This is a genomic window from Marinobacter sp. (genome assembly GCF_041984545.1).
GTDB lineage: Bacteria > Pseudomonadota > Gammaproteobacteria > Pseudomonadales > Oleiphilaceae > Marinobacter.
The window spans coordinates 1-16,122 of the sequence record NZ_JBHIXV010000002.1 but is presented as its reverse complement, the minus strand read 5'-3'; the positions used below and the strand labels follow the sequence as shown (position 1 = coordinate 16,122).

The 16,122-nt window shown below is 59.7% G+C and carries 12 protein-coding genes; 6 read left to right on the top strand and 6 right to left on the bottom strand.

The window, feature by feature from the left end; genetic code table 11:
• Nucleotides 1-8 precede the first annotated feature (8 nt).
• On the bottom strand, nt 9-1,910 hold the full coding sequence (locus ACFC20_RS01110; RefSeq protein WP_375191406.1) for a DUF1302 domain-containing protein: 1,902 nt from the start codon (nt 1,908-1,910) through the stop codon (nt 9-11).
• A gap of 124 nt (nt 1,911-2,034) precedes the next feature.
• Nucleotides 2,035-5,013 (bottom strand): hypothetical protein, encoded by a 2,979-nt coding sequence (locus tag ACFC20_RS01105; protein ID WP_375191405.1) that lies wholly within the window; start codon nt 5,011-5,013, stop codon nt 2,035-2,037.
• Nucleotides 5,014-5,290: 277 nt separating this feature from the next.
• Here ACFC20_RS01105 and ACFC20_RS01100 point away from each other — a divergent pair, with 277 nt between their 5' ends.
• The 4 genes from ACFC20_RS01100 to ACFC20_RS01085 all read left to right on the top strand — a co-directional run bounded on the left by ACFC20_RS01100 (nt 5,291) and on the right by ACFC20_RS01085 (nt 8,501).
• On the top strand, nt 5,291-5,878 hold the full coding sequence (locus ACFC20_RS01100) for an RNA polymerase sigma factor (RefSeq protein WP_375191404.1): 588 nt from the start codon (nt 5,291-5,293) through the stop codon (nt 5,876-5,878).
• Between the two features lie 10 nt (nt 5,879-5,888).
• A complete protein-coding gene (locus tag ACFC20_RS01095; RefSeq protein ID WP_375191403.1) occupies nt 5,889-6,551 on the top strand; it encodes a zf-HC2 domain-containing protein in 663 nt (220 codons plus the stop codon).
• Nucleotides 6,548-7,000, top strand: a complete 453-nt coding sequence (locus ACFC20_RS01090) for a hypothetical protein (protein ID WP_375191402.1) — start codon at nt 6,548-6,550, stop codon at nt 6,998-7,000. Before ACFC20_RS01095 ends, ACFC20_RS01090 begins: the two co-directional genes overlap by 4 nt.
• Before the next feature lie 187 nt (nt 7,001-7,187).
• Nucleotides 7,188-8,501, top strand: a complete 1,314-nt coding sequence (locus ACFC20_RS01085) for a hypothetical protein (protein WP_375191401.1) — start codon at nt 7,188-7,190, stop codon at nt 8,499-8,501.
• A 6-nt stretch (nt 8,502-8,507) separates the two neighbouring features.
• Here ACFC20_RS01085 and oadA read toward each other — a convergent pair whose 3' ends face one another.
• From oadA to ACFC20_RS01070, 3 genes are all read right to left on the bottom strand, one after another.
• Nucleotides 8,508-10,307, bottom strand: a complete 1,800-nt coding sequence (oadA, locus tag ACFC20_RS01080; protein WP_375191400.1) for a sodium-extruding oxaloacetate decarboxylase subunit alpha — start codon at nt 10,305-10,307, stop codon at nt 8,508-8,510.
• A 20-nt stretch (nt 10,308-10,327) separates the two neighbouring features.
• Complete coding sequence (locus tag ACFC20_RS01075; RefSeq protein WP_091989812.1) at nt 10,328-11,749, bottom strand: acetyl-CoA carboxylase biotin carboxylase subunit; 1,422 nt, start codon at nt 11,747-11,749, stop codon at nt 10,328-10,330.
• Between the two features lie 81 nt (nt 11,750-11,830).
• Nucleotides 11,831-12,142: a hypothetical protein gene (locus ACFC20_RS01070; protein WP_375191399.1), complete on the bottom strand. Its 312-nt coding sequence runs from the start codon at nt 12,140-12,142 to the stop codon at nt 11,831-11,833.
• 425 nt (nt 12,143-12,567) lie between these two features.
• Here ACFC20_RS01070 and ACFC20_RS01065 point away from each other — a divergent pair, with 425 nt between their 5' ends.
• Entirely contained in the window at nt 12,568-14,166 is a 1,599-nt protein-coding gene (locus ACFC20_RS01065) for a methyl-accepting chemotaxis protein (protein ID WP_375191398.1), read from the top strand.
• 164 nt (nt 14,167-14,330) lie between these two features.
• On the top strand, nt 14,331-14,741 hold the full coding sequence (locus ACFC20_RS01060) for a helix-turn-helix domain-containing protein (protein WP_375191397.1): 411 nt from the start codon (nt 14,331-14,333) through the stop codon (nt 14,739-14,741).
• A gap of 781 nt (nt 14,742-15,522) precedes the next feature.
• Here the strand turns inward: ACFC20_RS01060 and ACFC20_RS01055 are convergent.
• Nucleotides 15,523-16,122: IS5 family transposase (locus tag ACFC20_RS01055; RefSeq protein ID WP_375191396.1), on the bottom strand; the 600-nt coding region annotated here is incomplete at its 5' end.

Genomic DNA, 16,122 nt, shown 5'->3' with positions numbered 1-16,122 from the left:
TGTCTTGTTCAGAATGAGTAGGAAACGGAAGCGGCGATGAAATCACGGTCACTGATCTCGTTGTATTCGCCACCGAAGTAGTTGGTGTAACTGATCGACGCCTTGTAGGCGTTCTGATAGGTGGCGTCGAGGCCCAGCCCGATGGACTTGTTGCCTTCCTTGAAGTTGCCACCGGGATCCGGCGCATAGCCCTGCACGTCATGGCTCAGGAAGAGCTTCGGCAGCAGGTTCACACCGGCAAAGGCGCTCGGGTAATCCCAGGCAAACAGCGCCCGGTAGCCCCAGGAGAACGAGGTGGTAAAGCCATCACCGCCGCAGTTGGTGGGGTTGATGTTCAGGCGTTTGGTCGGATCATTGGGGTCCGGGCTTTGGCTGCAGAAGTCACCGGTGAAGCTCTCGCCCTCCAGCGGAACCGGACCGACACCGTAGATACCGGAGCGTCCATAGCGGGCCTCGGATTTGCCGGGCAGGTCGTGCACGTAGGTGGCGCCAACCTCGGCCACGATGATGAAGCGGGCAGCGCCCATCACCCGGTCGATGAAGTGAATCGCCGTGGCCTGGGCCTGTGAAACCCCGTAGCGGTCGTAACCTTCAACCGCCGTACCCGCATAGGTACCGCCTTTCTCCGCGCGACGCTGTTCAAGCTTCGAGACAATCTGGCCATCCGGTCCGCGCTGCTGCAGGCCGCCGTAGATCAGCTCAAAGGTGTTCCACTGGATCGGCAGGTTCGGCCGGTAGCTGTACTCGGCCCCGAGGGAGGTGCCGGTCGGCAGCGTGGTGTTGATGCTGATGCCGTACAGATCAATGCCCTTCGGATACTCGATGAAGTAGCTCGGGAAGCGCGCATCCGGCTTGCTCGGGTCGTACTGCTGCGTTTCGTCGGCATCCGAGGGATTGTTCACCACGCCGCTGATGTAGGGCAGGCGGCTGTGGTAACGGGTATAGAAGAAGCCGAGTTCGGCGTCGAGTTCGGTCACGAACCAGCGCGCCGCCACACCGAACTGGTCGCGATCACCCGGTTCCTTGTCTCCCTGTCTTGGCGCGATGAAGCCCTCTTCGAACGCCTGGGAGTCCGGCACCTGGCCCGCCAGCAATACCGGGCCGCAGCCATCGGCCGCCACGTCTGCGGTGGAGAAAAAGGTGCCGCAGTCATCGATTCGGAACGGTTCCCAATCGGTCTGGACGAACGCTTCCACATTGATCTCAGGCGTTATACCCACCGAGGTGTAGAGCATTTCCACCGGCAGCAGCACGTCCTTGAGTTCGGCACCGGGGGCACGGAAAGCCGGCACGTCGATCGGATTGACCGCGTTGATACCACCGAGAATAAAGGTGCTCTCGCCCCAGTTGACCACCTGGCGTCCGTAACGCACCGACACCGGCGTGTCGCCGAAGTACCAGTCGGTGAACACGTAGGCGTCCAGCAGATCGGCGCCGGCGGCATTGTCTTTCGCCTGGGGGTTCAGTTCCCGCTGCTGACCCACCGGATCAACGGCGCGCGGATTATCCTTGAGCTCGTAATCGTAGTAATAGGTGCCACGAACCAGGGCGCCCACCCGGGTCAGCGTATCGCTGTCGGGCGCGTAGTCCAGGAACAGCTCTGTCCGTCCCCGCACAATCTGGGAATAGGGATCGTTTTTCTCGAAGTTCAGGTTACCGTCATCGAAGTTGTTGGACGACGCGCCAACGTTGCTATAGGCAAACTCCGGGCCCAGGTTGCCCTGGGTGATGAGGGATTTGTCCTGGTCTTCAAGACGAATACCGATGCCCGCCGTGAGCGTTGTGCTCAGGGACGCATCAATCTCGTAGACGCTGAAGTTGAAGGCGCCGGCAGTCGGTGCCAGACAGGCCAGCTGAACCGCCAGGGCCAGACGGACCGGTTTTGCCAGGGCAGTGTTTATTGTTTTCATTGCGTTCACTCCGCAAGTTCTGGGCAAAGCCTCCCCCTACGGCGAGGCAGAGCCGTTATTTTTTCTGTCGTGGAAGGGCGTGGTGCGTTGGCCTGGCCTGGACCGCTAGGCCAACGCTTCTGGATCAGATGCCGAAGATGTCGCCGATGATGTCGCCGGTTCCGCCATCACCGCCGTCGCCGCCATCCCCACCGGAGCCGCCGCCGGAGCTGCCGTCACCAGCATCGGTGTTGCCTTCGGCCGAGCAGTCAGTACCGTCGGTGTTGGCATTCTTCACGACGCAGGGATTGCTGACCGATACCGTGCCGTCGGTAAACAGCTCCAGCATCTGCGCGGTCATCTCCGTGAACACGGCACTGGAAGAGAAGCTGTCTGCTTCCTTCTGGCCCGCGGAAATCGGATTACCGTGGGAGCCTTCCAGGTAGCGGGTAATGAACGGCAAGCCAGTACCCAGGGGCGTGGATTCGGCGTTCATGGCCGCAGCCAGGGGATCCGTACCGGCAATCGGCATGTTCTCGCCCTCGATCACAAAGCCGGTTTCCGGAATGGTGGTCGACAGCGGCCCCAGCAGGTAACGGTCGGCATCCGCGGCGTTCGGAATGGTGTCGTCGGTCGGACGGTCGGGATCGTTCGGCACGCCAACAATCTCCGTCAGCAGCAGCGGCTGATCCTTGTACAGGGGCGCGAAGGCGGTCGGGTCCGCAGAGTCCAGAAGACCCTGGAAGACATTGAAGTAGATGTTCAGCTCGGTGCGTCCCTGGCTCAGGAGGCCGTCCGACGCCGCATCCAATCCCGGCAGCACACGGGGCGCAACCGACTGGGAGTTCTCGACCAGGCGCGTGAAGCCACCGCCGGTGTTGAGGAAGTTGGAGGCGGAGATGTTGAACAGGTTCGGGTTATCGGCGGCCGCCGTGTTGGTGACGTAGGGCACCGCAGCGCCACCCATGCCGCTGAGCGAGTGCGTCAGGAAGTACACCCGGCTAGTGTTGATCTGCAGATCATTGGTGCAGGAACCGCAGGCGTTGACCGCGTCCTCAATGGCCTGCAGGGAAGCATTGACGTTCAGCAGGTCCAGGGCGCCCTGGCGCATGTTGTCGCGGGTATTCGCGTAGTTGGCAAAGTTGAGGAACAGGGTGCCCGATTCCGGCGATTCCAGCTGGCCCGCCGGAACCGGATTCAGGTTGGCGTCAGCGGCAAAGCCGAAGTGTCGCTCGGTGGCGTCTGTCGACGCCCCGGCCTGGGCGGTAATCGGCGACAGTCCGACGATACCGGTGTCGAAGATACCGTGGAGCGGCTGATCAATGCCGATGGTCACGAAGCAGTCCTTGGTGTTATCGGCCAGGCAGGTGAGACCTGCGGCTGTTGCCAGCGGCAGGATTGCCGAACGATCGGTGGTCGCCGCATGCTGGTAGATGATCACCGGATAGCCACCGGTCGGTGGTACGGATGTGGTTGACGGCCCGGTCACCACAAGAGGCACAGTGGTATCGGCAACCTTCCGGGCAAACGGGAAACGGTAGGAGATGCGGCTTGATGGCGCGGCATCCAGCTGATCGTTTCCGGTGAAGTCCGCAGGCTTCCAGCTAGAGGTTTTCAGAGGGGTACCGCTGCCTTCCTCAGGCAATGCCTGGAAATAGGGCAGGGTGATTTCGCCCTCATAGACCCGGATATCAATGTCTGTACCAACTCCAGCAATCTCGATCCGCTGGCGCAGGGCCGGGTTTACATCGCCACCTTCTTTCTCACTGAACACGCTCACCGTACGCGGCTTGGGGGTATCGACCAGCGGCGCCGCGGCCGAGGCCAGGGCCTGGGCGCGGGTTTCCGTATCGATGTTTTCGTCCGTGGCCTCAGCGGTGGCCACTTGAATGGCATGGGCCATGCGGCGATCCGCCTCTACGTCGGCAACCACGTCGCTATACAGCACCACGGTGCCGCTGGTATTGGCATCGGTCAGAATGCCTGCCAGGCCCTCGTCGTATAGCCGGAACGCCGGATCGGTAAGCTTGGTGTAGATCGCCGTGTTAACGCTGGACTCTTCCGCGCTGGCCTCACCATCGAGGGGCTGGTTGCTGAGGTTATAGAAACCGGCCACAAGCTTGCCCAGTTCCTGCTGACGCTGAGACACCTGCAGCGTCTCCCGGAAGTGGGTGACCGGAGCAGCATTGGCCAGCAGCACATCCTCAACCGCAGTGGTGGTGATGGCCGTGGCATAGGTTACGTCGTCAAAGGTGGGGGCAAAGCCAGACGATGCCGGATATTCGCGCTTGAAGTCGAAGTAGTCGGCCGCCAGTTGACGCGCGGGTAGCATCGCTTCGCGGAACGGCTGGAAGGCCGCATTGGACAGTACCTTGTCGGGGTCGGCGACCGACTGATACGTGGGGGAGCCCACCAGAGGTTCGCCGTTGGCATCGACAATATCGTTGGTCAACGCCAGCACGTATTGGGTCTTTGACGCCAGAGGCGTGAGCGGCAGAATGCGGATCAGGTTATTCTGACCACCGTCGATATCCAGCAGCTCAACCCGGAGCTTTTCGGTAATCAGGTCGCTGAAAATGGCGTCCGCTTCGGCGGTGTTGCCCTGCTCCCTGAGTTTCAGCGCTTCTCGGTACCGTGCCGCCGGCGTGAGCCCCGGGGCCTCGAGATCCTCCGGGAATACAGCGTCGCCGCCGGCGTATTCAACGGGAATCAGGAAGACATTCTGATCGGGGTTTGGAACCACCACGCCCTCAACCTCAACAAACCCCCTGGCATCAAGGATTTGCTGACTGTCCAGGCTGGCACTGATCTTGACATCAATCGGCGCCAGAACCGAAGCGCCGTCCAGGAAACCAATACCCTGGGTGACCGGGTTGGCCGGATCGGTGCCATTGAGCATGGTGCCATCGTCCACCTCGCTCAGGTAGAACAGGGCGTCGCTGGGGATGACGAATTCGGTTTCCAGCGGATCAAACAGCGGATGGGTACCACGTTCGATGCCACTGCCACTGATCTGGTAATCGGGGTTGGCATTCCTGCTGGTCTGGCCGCCGCTTTCGAGACAGCCGGTCAGGCCGAGTGTGGCCGCCGAGACGGCGACAAACAATGCGTTGCGGATAAGCATACTCTGTTACCTTTGGTCTTTTTGTAGTTGAGCGATTCCGTCGCTTCTGACCGCCTACCACGTAGGTCTAATTGCAAAGGTTCCAGAACAATGTGAGATTTTTTTGCCAGACTACCCCTAGCAGGACCCAAATATCTGATTCAGAGCAGATTTTTGGCGTTCTTTTTTTTACATTATCGCCATACCCCCAGCCCGCGCGGGCTGATAGACTGATTACTGCGTAAATTTGACTCGCGTGCACAGATTTTGTGTGCATCGTATCGATCAGGGGTGTCCATTGGCCTTGCTGCCATTCCGCCAGTCCAAATCCAAGCGTTTTGAGGCTCTCATTCGCCCTCACCTGCGGGCGCTGCACGGCTTTGCCTTTCGATTGACCGGCAACCAGCACGACGCGGAGGACCTGGTGCAGGATGTGGTCACCAAGCTGGTATCCAAGGTGGACGAACTGGAGCAGGTCGACGACCTCAAGCCCTGGCTGCACCGGGTCACCTACCGGCAATTCATCGACACCATCCGCAAACGTCCAGCAGGGCGTGAGACCTCCGCCAGCGCCCTGGACACTCGCGAGGATCAGACGCCCTTTCTGGAAACCCTGCCAGACACAGAGTCTGACCCGGCGCTGCGAACCGAGCACCAGCGAAACGCGGATACCCTCCGCCGACTGGTGGGCGAGCTCAAACCCGATCAACGCACGCTTTTGCTGATGCACGACTCCGACGGCTGGCGCCTGGAGGAGATTGCCGAGGTTCTCGACGTACCCCTGGGCACCATAAAATCCCGCCTGCATCGCGTCAGGGCACTGCTTCGAACAAAACTGGAAGCGGAAATGGAACCTTTTGGAGAGCAACAACGTGGCTGCCAATGAGGTGAAGACAATGAACTGCAGCGAATTCAGACAAAACGTGGATGCCCTGGCGACCGGAGAACTTCCGGAGATCGCCGATCGCGCCATGCGTGAGCACGCCGCGGGCTGCAAGGATTGTTCTGCAACGCTCGCCACTGCGACCTTCGTTGCCCGGGAAATCGCCCGGGATCATGCCCCGGAGACGGACCCCGATTTTGAGTCCCGCATTCTTGGCCGTGCCCTGGCAGACAGCGCCAACAACCAGCCCAGACGTTGGTCCACGCCTCTGTGGAGTGGGGCCGTGGCGGCAGCGCTGGTGGTCGGTGTGTTCCTGGGAGGGCAATGGAACCGGTCTCCGGAACCACAGGGTAATGTCGTGGCGGAATCGGTGGTGTCTCCAGCGCAGCCCGGTGAAAGCCAGCACAAGGTGGTCCGGCTGGCCTTCACGTCCAAGGAAGCAGTTGAGAACGTCACCCTGACGCTGGAACTGCCGCCGAACATGGAACTGACACCGTTCCCTGGAAGGCATCGGGTGAGCTGGAAAGTCAGTCTCAAGCCCGGCGACAACCTTCTGGCCCTGCCGGTGAACATTCTGTTCCCCGGAGAGGGCAGTCTGGTAGCTCACCTGGGTGAAGGCGACAAGAGAAAAACCTTCAGAACTGACATTGGCAAGTTAACGGAGCCATCGTCATGACACGCACTAGAAATCACAGAATACGGTGGATGGCCGCCCTGCTGTTGGGGTGCCTGAGCTTGTCGTTCCAGGCCGCGGCCGAGACGGATTACGACGTCACCATGCGCATGGTGGAAGACGAAGAGGCGCTGGATTCGTCGTTCGTGCAGGAGATGCAGATTCCCGAGTCGATCAACGAGCTGGAATACGACGCGCCGCTGGAGCCCCTCGATTCGGCCGAGATCGCCAATGACGCGCGGGAGAGTTTCGACAATCTGTCCTCCCAGGCGAGAGAGACGCGAGATGCCCTGGATTCGGAGCTTCCCGGAGAGGAAGTCCTGGACAACCCCCTCGACGGCATTACAGACCCGGGTCTGTCGGATCCGGATCTGACCGATCCTTTACCCGACACCGGGCTGGATCTTGTCGACGATCCGGAATCCACCATCAATGACACCCTGAACCAGTAACCACCAACGACGGGCTCTGCCAGCAAGGTTCCGGACCGAAAACTGATGAATTCAGTTTCAGCTTTTTGCTCCTAAGGAACGTTATTGGATGAATTCCACCGTCAGTCTGGGTTAAGCTCCCCCTGTAATGCAGGTTCGGGCGCGTTTTTTTGCGTCTGCGGATTGTCCGGCTCCCAGGGGATCGCGTTTGCTGTCTCGATCGCTTCTTCTATTCGTCCTGTTGGTGGGTACCAGCCTCAATGGCATGGCTGGCGAACACCTTGAGGAACGCTATCGACAGGACTTCAAGGCGGGCATCGCAGCCTTCCGCAACAACAATCTGGAGGAAGCCCGACAGCGTCTGGAGTCCGCCGCCACGGGACTTGAATCCCGCGCCCTCACCTACAACCTGGGCGTACTGTATTACCGGCTCGAGGAATTTGATCTGGCCGAACAGCAGTTTCGCAAACTGCTGGATACCGCTCAGCGCGCCCTCGCCTTTTATAACCTCGGCCTGATTGCCCTTGCCCGTGATGACCAGACCGCGGCCAGGGAAGCCTTCCACAGCGCCGCCAGCGAAACCACTGAGGAAAACCTTGCCAGACTGGCCCGGGCCAAACTGCGAGACCTGAAGGCTCCTCTGCCTGCACGGGACTGGCAGGCGCTCGCGTCCATTGCCGCCGGGTATGAGAACAACATTGGTCTGTTCCCGGATTCGGCACCCAGCGCCATCGACGGCAGCTTCACAGAAACCATTGCCGCACTGTCCGGCACGCCATTGGAAGAAGGCAAGGATGCCCTGAAAACCACGCTTCAGCTCTATGGCCGGGATTACATGGGCAATGACCGCTTCAACGCGCACCTGGTAAGGGGGCTGGCAGCCTGGCAGCGAACCCTGGAGGATGCAAAGTTCGAACTGGGCCTGGGCGCGGATCAGGTGTGGCTCGGCAATCGCAGCCGCGAACAACGAGCCCGGCTGGCCGGAAAATGGACCACCAGAGGCTGCGCCCTGGGCTCGGAAAGCGCCCGGTGCAGTCTGGCGCTGAACGTCGAGCAGGTGTTCGCCGCCCCCCGGTATAACGCCTACGATGGCCAGCATTACCAGGCGGAGGCCCGCTACCGGGCCCGACAGGGCAAGTGGCTGGGCCAGGCGCAGTACCGCCTGGAATACGACGACCGGGAAAACTTTGATACCGGCCGGGAATTTTTCAGTGTCTCACCCATCGCGCACACCCTGAAGCTGGGCCTGGATTATGCGCTGACGCCGTCGTTTGATGTCGGCGCCTCCGTCGGGTACCGGTTCAGCCACTACCGAAGCGCCCACCGGTTGCTGGTGCCAGAGGGGCTGCTCTCCATACAACGGCAGGACAACCGTGTGCAGGTTGCCCTGGAAGGAGAATATCAGGCCACCGAGCGGGTTTCGGTGCTGCTCAAACTGCAGACAACGGACAACAACAGCAACATTGCCCGCTACGACTACAACCGGCAAACCGCCACGCTGGGCGTGGCGGTTCGGCTTTGATGACGCTTACTCGATCTCGACCAGCACCTCACCCGGTACCACCCGGTCACCCTTCTTGATGGCAACGCTGGCCACGGTTCCAGCAATGGTGGCTTTCACCTCCGTCTCCATCTTCATGGCCTCGATGATCAGCACCGGATCGCCGGCCTGAACCCGGTCGCCTTCTTTGACCAGCACATCCACTATGTTTCCGGGCATGCTCGTAGTTACGTGGCCTTCCTTGGTCGCGGTAGCGCGCCCCCCACTGGAACGGGCACCGGTACCGTCCTCGCCCAGGGAGGCCAGGTGGATCTCCTCGGGCACGCCGTCCACGGTCATGTAGAAGCGGCGCTCGTTCTCCCCGGTCGGGTTGGCACCGGTCACATGGATGTCGTAACTCTCGCCATGCACGGTGATCTTGAACTTGGTCGACACGCCGCCTCCCGAGGAGCCGGTGGGGATGGGCTCCAGCGGCTCGGGCTGGAGGGTCCCGTCGCGACGCTGTTCCAGATAGGTCTTCGCCTGGTCCGGGAACATGGCGTAGGTGAGCACATCTTCCTCACTGGTCGCCAGGTCACCGACCTGCTTGCGCAGCTCGTCCAGCTCCCGGGGAATCAGGTTGGCAGGGCGCTCTTCAATCAGGTCCTCCTTGCCCACGGCCCGCTGCTGAAGCGCTGTGTCGACGTCTGCAGGCGCCTTGCCGTACCAGCCCTGCAGGTATTTTTTGACCTCATTGGTAATGGACTCGTAGCGCTTGCCCGCCAGCACGTTGATCACCGCCTGGGTACCGACAATCTGTGAAGTCGGCGTAACCAGCGGCGGGTAGCCCAGATCCTTGCGCACCCGGGGTATCTCCTCGAACACCTCCTGGATGCGATCCAGGGCGCCCTGCTCTTTCAACTGGTTGGCCAGGTTGGACATCATGCCGCCCGGCACCTGGGACAGCAGCACGGAGGTATCCACTCCGTTGTAGGCGCTCTCGAACTGATGGTATTTCTTGCGCACTTCCCGGAAATAGCGGGTGGCTTCGTCGAGCAGTTCCAGATTGAGACCGGTTTCCAGGCCAGCATCGTGCAACGCCGCCACCAGGGATTCCGTGGGCGGATGGCTGGTGCCGCCGGCAAACGCCGACAGGGCGGTGTCGATGTGGTCCACGCCCGCTTCCATGGCGGCCCACTGGCACATGGGGGCCATACCCGAGGTGGCATGGGAATGCAGGAACACCGGCAGATCGAGGGTCTTCTTCAGCTTGCTTACCAGCTCGGCGGTCACCGCCGGGGTCAGCAGGCCCGCCATGTCCTTGATGGCAATACTGTCGGCGCCCATCTCGGCCATGGTTTTGGCCTGCTCGAGGTAGGCATCGGTGGTGTGCACCGGGCTGACGGTGTAGCAGATGGTGCCCTGGGCGTGTTTACCGGCTTTTTTCACCGCCTTGATGCTGGTTTCCAGGTTGCGCACGTCGTTGAGCGCATCAAAGATACGGAACACGTCCATGCCGTTCTCGGCGGCCTTGGCCACAAAGGCTTCCACCACATCGTCGCCGTAATGGCGGTAACCCAGCAGGTTCTGGCCCCGCAGCAGCATCTGCAGACGGGTGTTGGGCAGGGCCTGGCGAAGGGTGCGCAGGCGCTCCCAGGGGTCTTCTTTCAGGAAGCGCACGCAGGCATCAAAGGTGGCCCCGCCCCAGCACTCCAGAGACCAGTAGCCAGCCTGGTCCAGCCATTCACAGGCCGGCAACATGTCTTCGGTCCGCAGGCGGGTAGCGATCAGGGATTGATGGGCGTCCCTGAGAATAACGTCGGTAATGTGGATCTTGCGCTTGGTCATTGGGTCTCTCCGATATTCTTTTACAGGCCCGCCTGGGCTGCGATGGCGGCAGCGATGGCTGTGGCGATGGATTCAGGGCGGGTCTTGGTGCTGTACTCGAGCAGCTGCGGATTACGCTCCACAAAGCCGGTATTGAAATTCGCGGCCTGGAAGTCCGGATGCTCCAGAATCTGCTTGTAATAGGGAATGGTGGTCTGCACGCCGTAGATGCCCATGTCACCGAGGGCACGACGGGACCGGGCAATCAGCTCCTCCCAGTCCATGGCCCAGACAATCAGCTTGGCGCACATGGAGTCGTAGTAGGGGGGAATCTCGTAACCGGTGTACATGTTGGCGTCGGTGCGCACACCGGGGCCGCCCGCGGAGTAATACCGGCTGATGCGCCCGAAGCTGGGCAGAAAGCCATTCTTCGGATCTTCCGCGTTGATGCGGAACTGCGCCGCGAAACCGCGGTAGGAGATGTCTTCCTGTTGGATTCCCAGCGGCTCGCCGGCCGCAATCCGGATCTGGGCCTTGATGATATCCACCCCGGTGATTTCCTCGGTGATGGTGTGCTCCACCTGCACCCGGGTGTTCATTTCCATGAAGTAGAAGCTGCCATCGTGATCCAGCAGAAACTCCACGGTGCCGGCGTTCACATACCCGCACTGCCTTGCCACTCGCTTGGCGAGATCGCCTATGTACTCGCGCTGGCTTTCCTCAAGCTGGGGTGAGGGCGCCAGTTCGATCAGTTTCTGGTTCCGGCGCTGGATGGAGCAGTCCCGCTCATAGAGGTGAACCACATTGCCGTGAGTGTCGGCGAGGATCTGAACCTCAATGTGCCGGGGCTCAATGATGCACTTTTCCAGGAACACCTCGGCACTGCCGAAGGCTTTGGTGGCCTCGGAGATCACCCGCTCGTAATTCTGCCGCAACTCCTTCTCGTTGTCGCAACGCCGGATACCCCGACCGCCACCGCCAGAGGTGGCCTTAAGCATCACGGGATAGCCAATGTCCGCGGCCTGGGCTACGGCATCCTCAACGTTCTCGAGGTTGCCCTCGGAACCCGGGGTCACGGGAACACCCGCCGCCACTGCTGTCTGCCTGGCCTGGGTCTTGTCGCCCATGGACGAAATGGCACTGGCCGACGGCCCCACGAAGGTAATTCCCCGCTGCTCGCAAATGGCCGCAAGCTCGGCATTCTCGGACAGGAAGCCGTAACCGGGATGCAGGGCATCGCAGCCGGTTTCCACCGCCATGTTCACAATATGGTGGGGGTTCAGGTACCCGGACAGCGGGTCCTTGCTGATCTGATAGGCCTCGTCGGCTTTCTTGACGTGCAGTGAATACTCGTCAGCCTCGGAATGAATAGCAACCGAGCGTATGCCCAGCTCGCTGCAGGCCCGGGCAATCCTGACCGCAATCTCTCCGCGATTGGCGATCAGCAGCTTCCGTATAGCCATGGATGTTCCTCCAGGTGATGGAAGTCGTGGTATTGAAAGGGGTGATTGTGCCTCGGCTTGCGCCTTTGGCGTGGTCGGTAATCAGGACCGGGGCGGCGCCTGGGGCAACACCGGAAAACTGGCGCTGGACACTGCCCCACGATACCCGCCAAGGGGCATGGGGTCCGACGCCTTCGCTCCGGCAGAACGCCGGAGAACGCTGCACCTGGCAGCACCGCCCTCCAGGCCGCCATCGCCCAGCGCATCCGACACAACCAGACCGCTGCTCGGGTCGGCCGTCAGGGAAGTCAGGGATACTTCGGCGGATTGGGCGGGTAAACACACCAGACCAGTGGCCAGAATCAGAATGAGTCCGAAGACCCGACTCCGGCAATTCGGGTGGGCGTCCTGCATGGGCGTCCTTCAGGGGTGACGAAAGTCGTACGTAGTTTTACGTGGTTGGCGTGTCGGTTCAATACGGTTTTTTGGGGCCGAAGGATCGTTTTTTTCGAAGCATGACAATTCCATACTCCAATTTCAGGCTGCCAAAAACGAAACCTGGCACTCCGTTTTTCTTATTGGCTTACTGACGATTACAAGGGTAAATGATCCATAAAAATAATAAGGGAACCATAAAAAAGCACCCTTTTATTTGCCCGAAAAACACACTGAAATGCAAATAAGTGCAACCAGAGAAAAAAGCGAACCACCTTTAAATTCAACCGATTAGACACATCAGACTACACCCTCTACCGTCCTTGAGTAGCGCTGAAAAAATAACGCCTCGCAGACCATTCGCCAGTGGTTCTCTATAACTAAAAACCCGGACGGTATAGAGCATGACTCAGTTCCTGTTAAACGCATCGGTTAAAACCAAACTATTATCCGCCTTCGCACTTATTCTTCTTCTTTTAATTACCAGTTCGATTATTTCCTACTCAGCCGTAAATGAGCTCTTCGAGAAAAATGATCAGACCCGCGCGGTCTCCAGGCTCAACAACCTGGTTGACCAGGCCCGGCTGAACGAAAAAAACTTCTTTCTCCGCAACGATCCCAGGTACGCGCAAAGCACCCTGAGTACCATTGAAGAAGCCATCGAGCTTGCCGAATACGAACGTGGCGTTCTTCAAACACCGGAAGAAAAAGAAGCCATGGCAATCATCGCCAAGGATCTGACCGAGTATCGCAAAGCGTTCGAACGCATGGTGTCACAGCAGGCCGACCCCGTGGATTCTTCAGCACGGGAGAGCACCACCACGACAATGGATCAGGACGAGTCCAGGGTCATTGAACTGGCACGGGACGCCCGGGCCCAGGCCGATGCCGCCCTGGCCTTGGGGCGCGCCCAGACGGAACAGACCCGGGACACAACCACGCTGATTCTGCTGGTGACCGGGATTATTGCCGTGATTGTGGGGAGTGCCTCGGCACTGCTGATCACCCGCTCGATTGTCCGCCCGCTGGACCAGCTCTCGGAGCATGCCGCCCGGGTTGCCGATGGCGACCTGACCCAGAACCTGCACGCCGACCGCAAGGACGATCTGGGCCGTTTGATGGAAGCCATGCAGGCGATGACCGAAAACCTTCGGCACATGGTGCGCGAGGTTACCGACGGCATTGCCCAGGTTGCCAGCTCGGCCGAGGAGCTGTCGGCCGTCACCGAGCAGAGCAGCGCCGGCGCAACCCAACAGCGGGACCAGACCGATCAGGTGGCCACCGCCATGAACCAGATGACCGCAACCATCCAGGACGTGGCACGCAACGCCGAGGAAGCCGCCACCGCCGCCTCGGAAACCGATACCCGCGCCAAAGAAGGCTACGACACCGTATCCACGGCCATGACCCGAATCGAGGCACTGTCCCGGGATATTAACCAGAGCGCCGAGTCCATCGGCCGGCTGCGCGAGGAAAGCGCCAATATCGGGACCATTCTGGATGTCATCCGTGAGATTGCCGAGCAAACCAACCTGCTGGCCCTCAACGCGGCCATTGAAGCCGCCAGAGCTGGCGAGCAAGGCAGAGGCTTTGCGGTGGTTGCCGACGAAGTGCGGGGGCTGGCGCAGCGAACCCACCAATCCACCGGTGAAATCGAATCCCTGGTCAGCGCACTGCAGAACCGGGCCAACGAAGCGGTGGAGAACATGCACACCAACAGCCAGAGTGCCGAGTCGGCCGTGAATGCCTCACGTTCCGTGGGCGAGGCTCTGGCCAGCATCGTCACCTCGGTTTCGACCATACAATCGATGAACCAGCAGATTGCCACGGCGGTTGAGGAACAGACCTCGGTGGCCGAGGACATCAGCAAGAATGTGGTCAGCATCCGCGAAGTTACCGACCAGAACGCCACCGCCAACCAGCAAATCGCGGTATCGTCGAACGACCTCGCCAGCCTGGGAAGTGATCTGAAAGGCATTTCCGAGCGTTTTCGTCTGGCGTGAGGTTGCATTTCAAGGCAGGCAGCCACCGGCAATGACTGGCTTCGTTCAGAGCCGGTGGCGTTTGCTGCAAAGGCTTTATCAACCCCGAATTTATGTGCTTAATGCAACTTTGTCTGTTTCTGTTTTTGCCGGTAAGATCAGGGTGTTGCTAGCAGGTAAATCCAATGAATCTAGGGCAGGCGATCAGACGCTTGAGAAAACAGCAAGGCATGACTCTGGCAGAGATGGCCCAGCGTTGCGACTCACACGTCGGTAACCTGTCCAGAATCGAGCGAGGACTCGCGAAGCCGAGCCTGGAACTGCTCTACCGCCTGGCCGAGGCGCTCAATCTGGCGGTGGCGGATATCTTCTCCATCGCCGAACGAAAGCATCTCGATACCAAGCAGGACGCCTTGAACGCCGCCTTTGTCTTGCTACCGGACACGGACCGGGTGTTGCTGCTCGAATTCGCCAGGCTCCTCAAGCGTCGCCACAATCTCCAGCCGGAAGCGGGCAACGCCGATCGGGTGGAGGCGTCCACACAATCGGCGCCGCCGGCACCGTACCTCAGCGGACAGGAAGAGACGCCTAACTGATCATTGCCGGGCTCAGCATCTAGAGCCTGAGCCAGTCCAAGGAACGCCCTCTCATTGTCGGCTCGGCCAGAAGGGTTGAGGCAAATGTCCTTAACACCCGAATCGAGGGGATCCGGTTCCTGCTGCACGAGCAGCCCCCGAAGATTGAGCTGGCCAAGAAACTCGCGCAGAAAGCCAGTGATATTGCAGCGCCCTTGAAAGCGGTACTCTTAGTTACCTTCATCGCCGTGCTGCTCGCGCTGGTGATTGCCTGGCCGATGACCCGCACCATTCTGGGCCCGTAACCGAATCCGTGAAAACCACCAATGTAAGAACCCCTCCGGGAAACTGACGCTGGAGGTTCGCAATGATCGGGGCGACGCATTCGGCTAGTTGCTGTCTGCCTTCGGCCCCATGGTAACAAGCATTCGGGAGCCAATTCGCGAAATCCACACCGGGGCCCGCAGCGTTGACTCGCCCCAGGAGGATCTGCCCACCGTTACCAGACAGCTAACAAAGATGTGGCCGAAGGGCCCATTACTGCGATCACCCGCTTTTTAATTTTGAGGCGCCAGACCCGACTAAAAAAGCCTTTTATGCATTTATGGGAACAAACTTTATTTGATTAGCATTATTAAAAAGGAATATCACCTGGAATTAGGGAAGGTCTGAATAACCGCTGATTTTTGTCGATTTTGGGTTTAACCGGCAAAAAACCGAAGATTCAGACACTATTTTCCCGTTATTTGTGTGTTTTTTTGCCCGTTTCCCGCCATTTTGGCGGAAAACAGGCGCACTGGCCCTACGCCAGCACGTATTTTTCACCCATCAAAAGGTTGCTGAACGCAGCCAGCAAGTGCAGCCGGTTGGTATTCTTGGCCAGGCCGCGATAACGGACTTTGCTGTAACCAAAGACCTGTTTGATGTACCGGAAGGGATGCTCCACCTTGGCGCGAACACTGGCTTTGATTTTCTCGGCTTTCAGTTTGTTGGCGGTCAGCTTCTTCCGGGTGCCGGGCCGTTTGGCGATGAACCAGGAGACGTTTTCACGGTGCTTGTGCTCGTCCCGTTTTTGAAGCCCAAGATAGCCGGCATCACCAAAGACGCGTTGCTCTTCGCCGTGCAGCAGCTTACCGGTAGGTAGGATGTCGTGAACGTTGGCGGCGGTGGTCTCAAGGCTGTGAATCAGCCCCAGCGTATCGTCGACACCGATGTGCATTTTCATCCCGAAATGCCATTCGTTGCCCTTCTTGGTCTGGTGCATTTCCGGATCACGTTTGCCCGTGCTGTTCTTGGTAGAGCTGGGGGCGGAGATAATAGTGGCGTCAACAATGCTGCCTTCACGCAGCATCAGGCCATTTTTCTCCAAATGCTTGTTCACTTCCTTGAACAGCACCTTGCC

Excerpts from the sequence above, each read along its gene's own strand:
- ACFC20_RS01060 (WP_375191397.1), top strand. The coding sequence starts at position 14,331 with ATGAATCTAGGGCAGGCGATCAGACGCTTGAGAAAACAGCAAGGCATG.
- ACFC20_RS01110 (WP_375191406.1), bottom strand. The coding sequence starts at position 1,910 with ATGAAAACAATAAACACTGCCCTGGCAAAACCGGTCCGTCTGGCCCTG.
- ACFC20_RS01095 (WP_375191403.1), top strand. The coding sequence starts at position 5,889 with ATGAACTGCAGCGAATTCAGACAAAACGTGGATGCCCTGGCGACCGGA.
- ACFC20_RS01065 (WP_375191398.1), top strand. The coding sequence starts at position 12,568 with ATGACTCAGTTCCTGTTAAACGCATCGGTTAAAACCAAACTATTATCC.
- oadA (WP_375191400.1), bottom strand. The coding sequence starts at position 10,307 with ATGACCAAGCGCAAGATCCACATTACCGACGTTATTCTCAGGGACGCC.
- ACFC20_RS01090 (WP_375191402.1), top strand. The coding sequence starts at position 6,548 with ATGACACGCACTAGAAATCACAGAATACGGTGGATGGCCGCCCTGCTG.
- ACFC20_RS01105 (WP_375191405.1), bottom strand. The coding sequence starts at position 5,013 with ATGCTTATCCGCAACGCATTGTTTGTCGCCGTCTCGGCGGCCACACTC.
- ACFC20_RS01070 (WP_375191399.1), bottom strand. The coding sequence starts at position 12,142 with ATGCAGGACGCCCACCCGAATTGCCGGAGTCGGGTCTTCGGACTCATT.
- ACFC20_RS01075 (WP_091989812.1), bottom strand. The coding sequence starts at position 11,749 with ATGGCTATACGGAAGCTGCTGATCGCCAATCGCGGAGAGATTGCGGTC.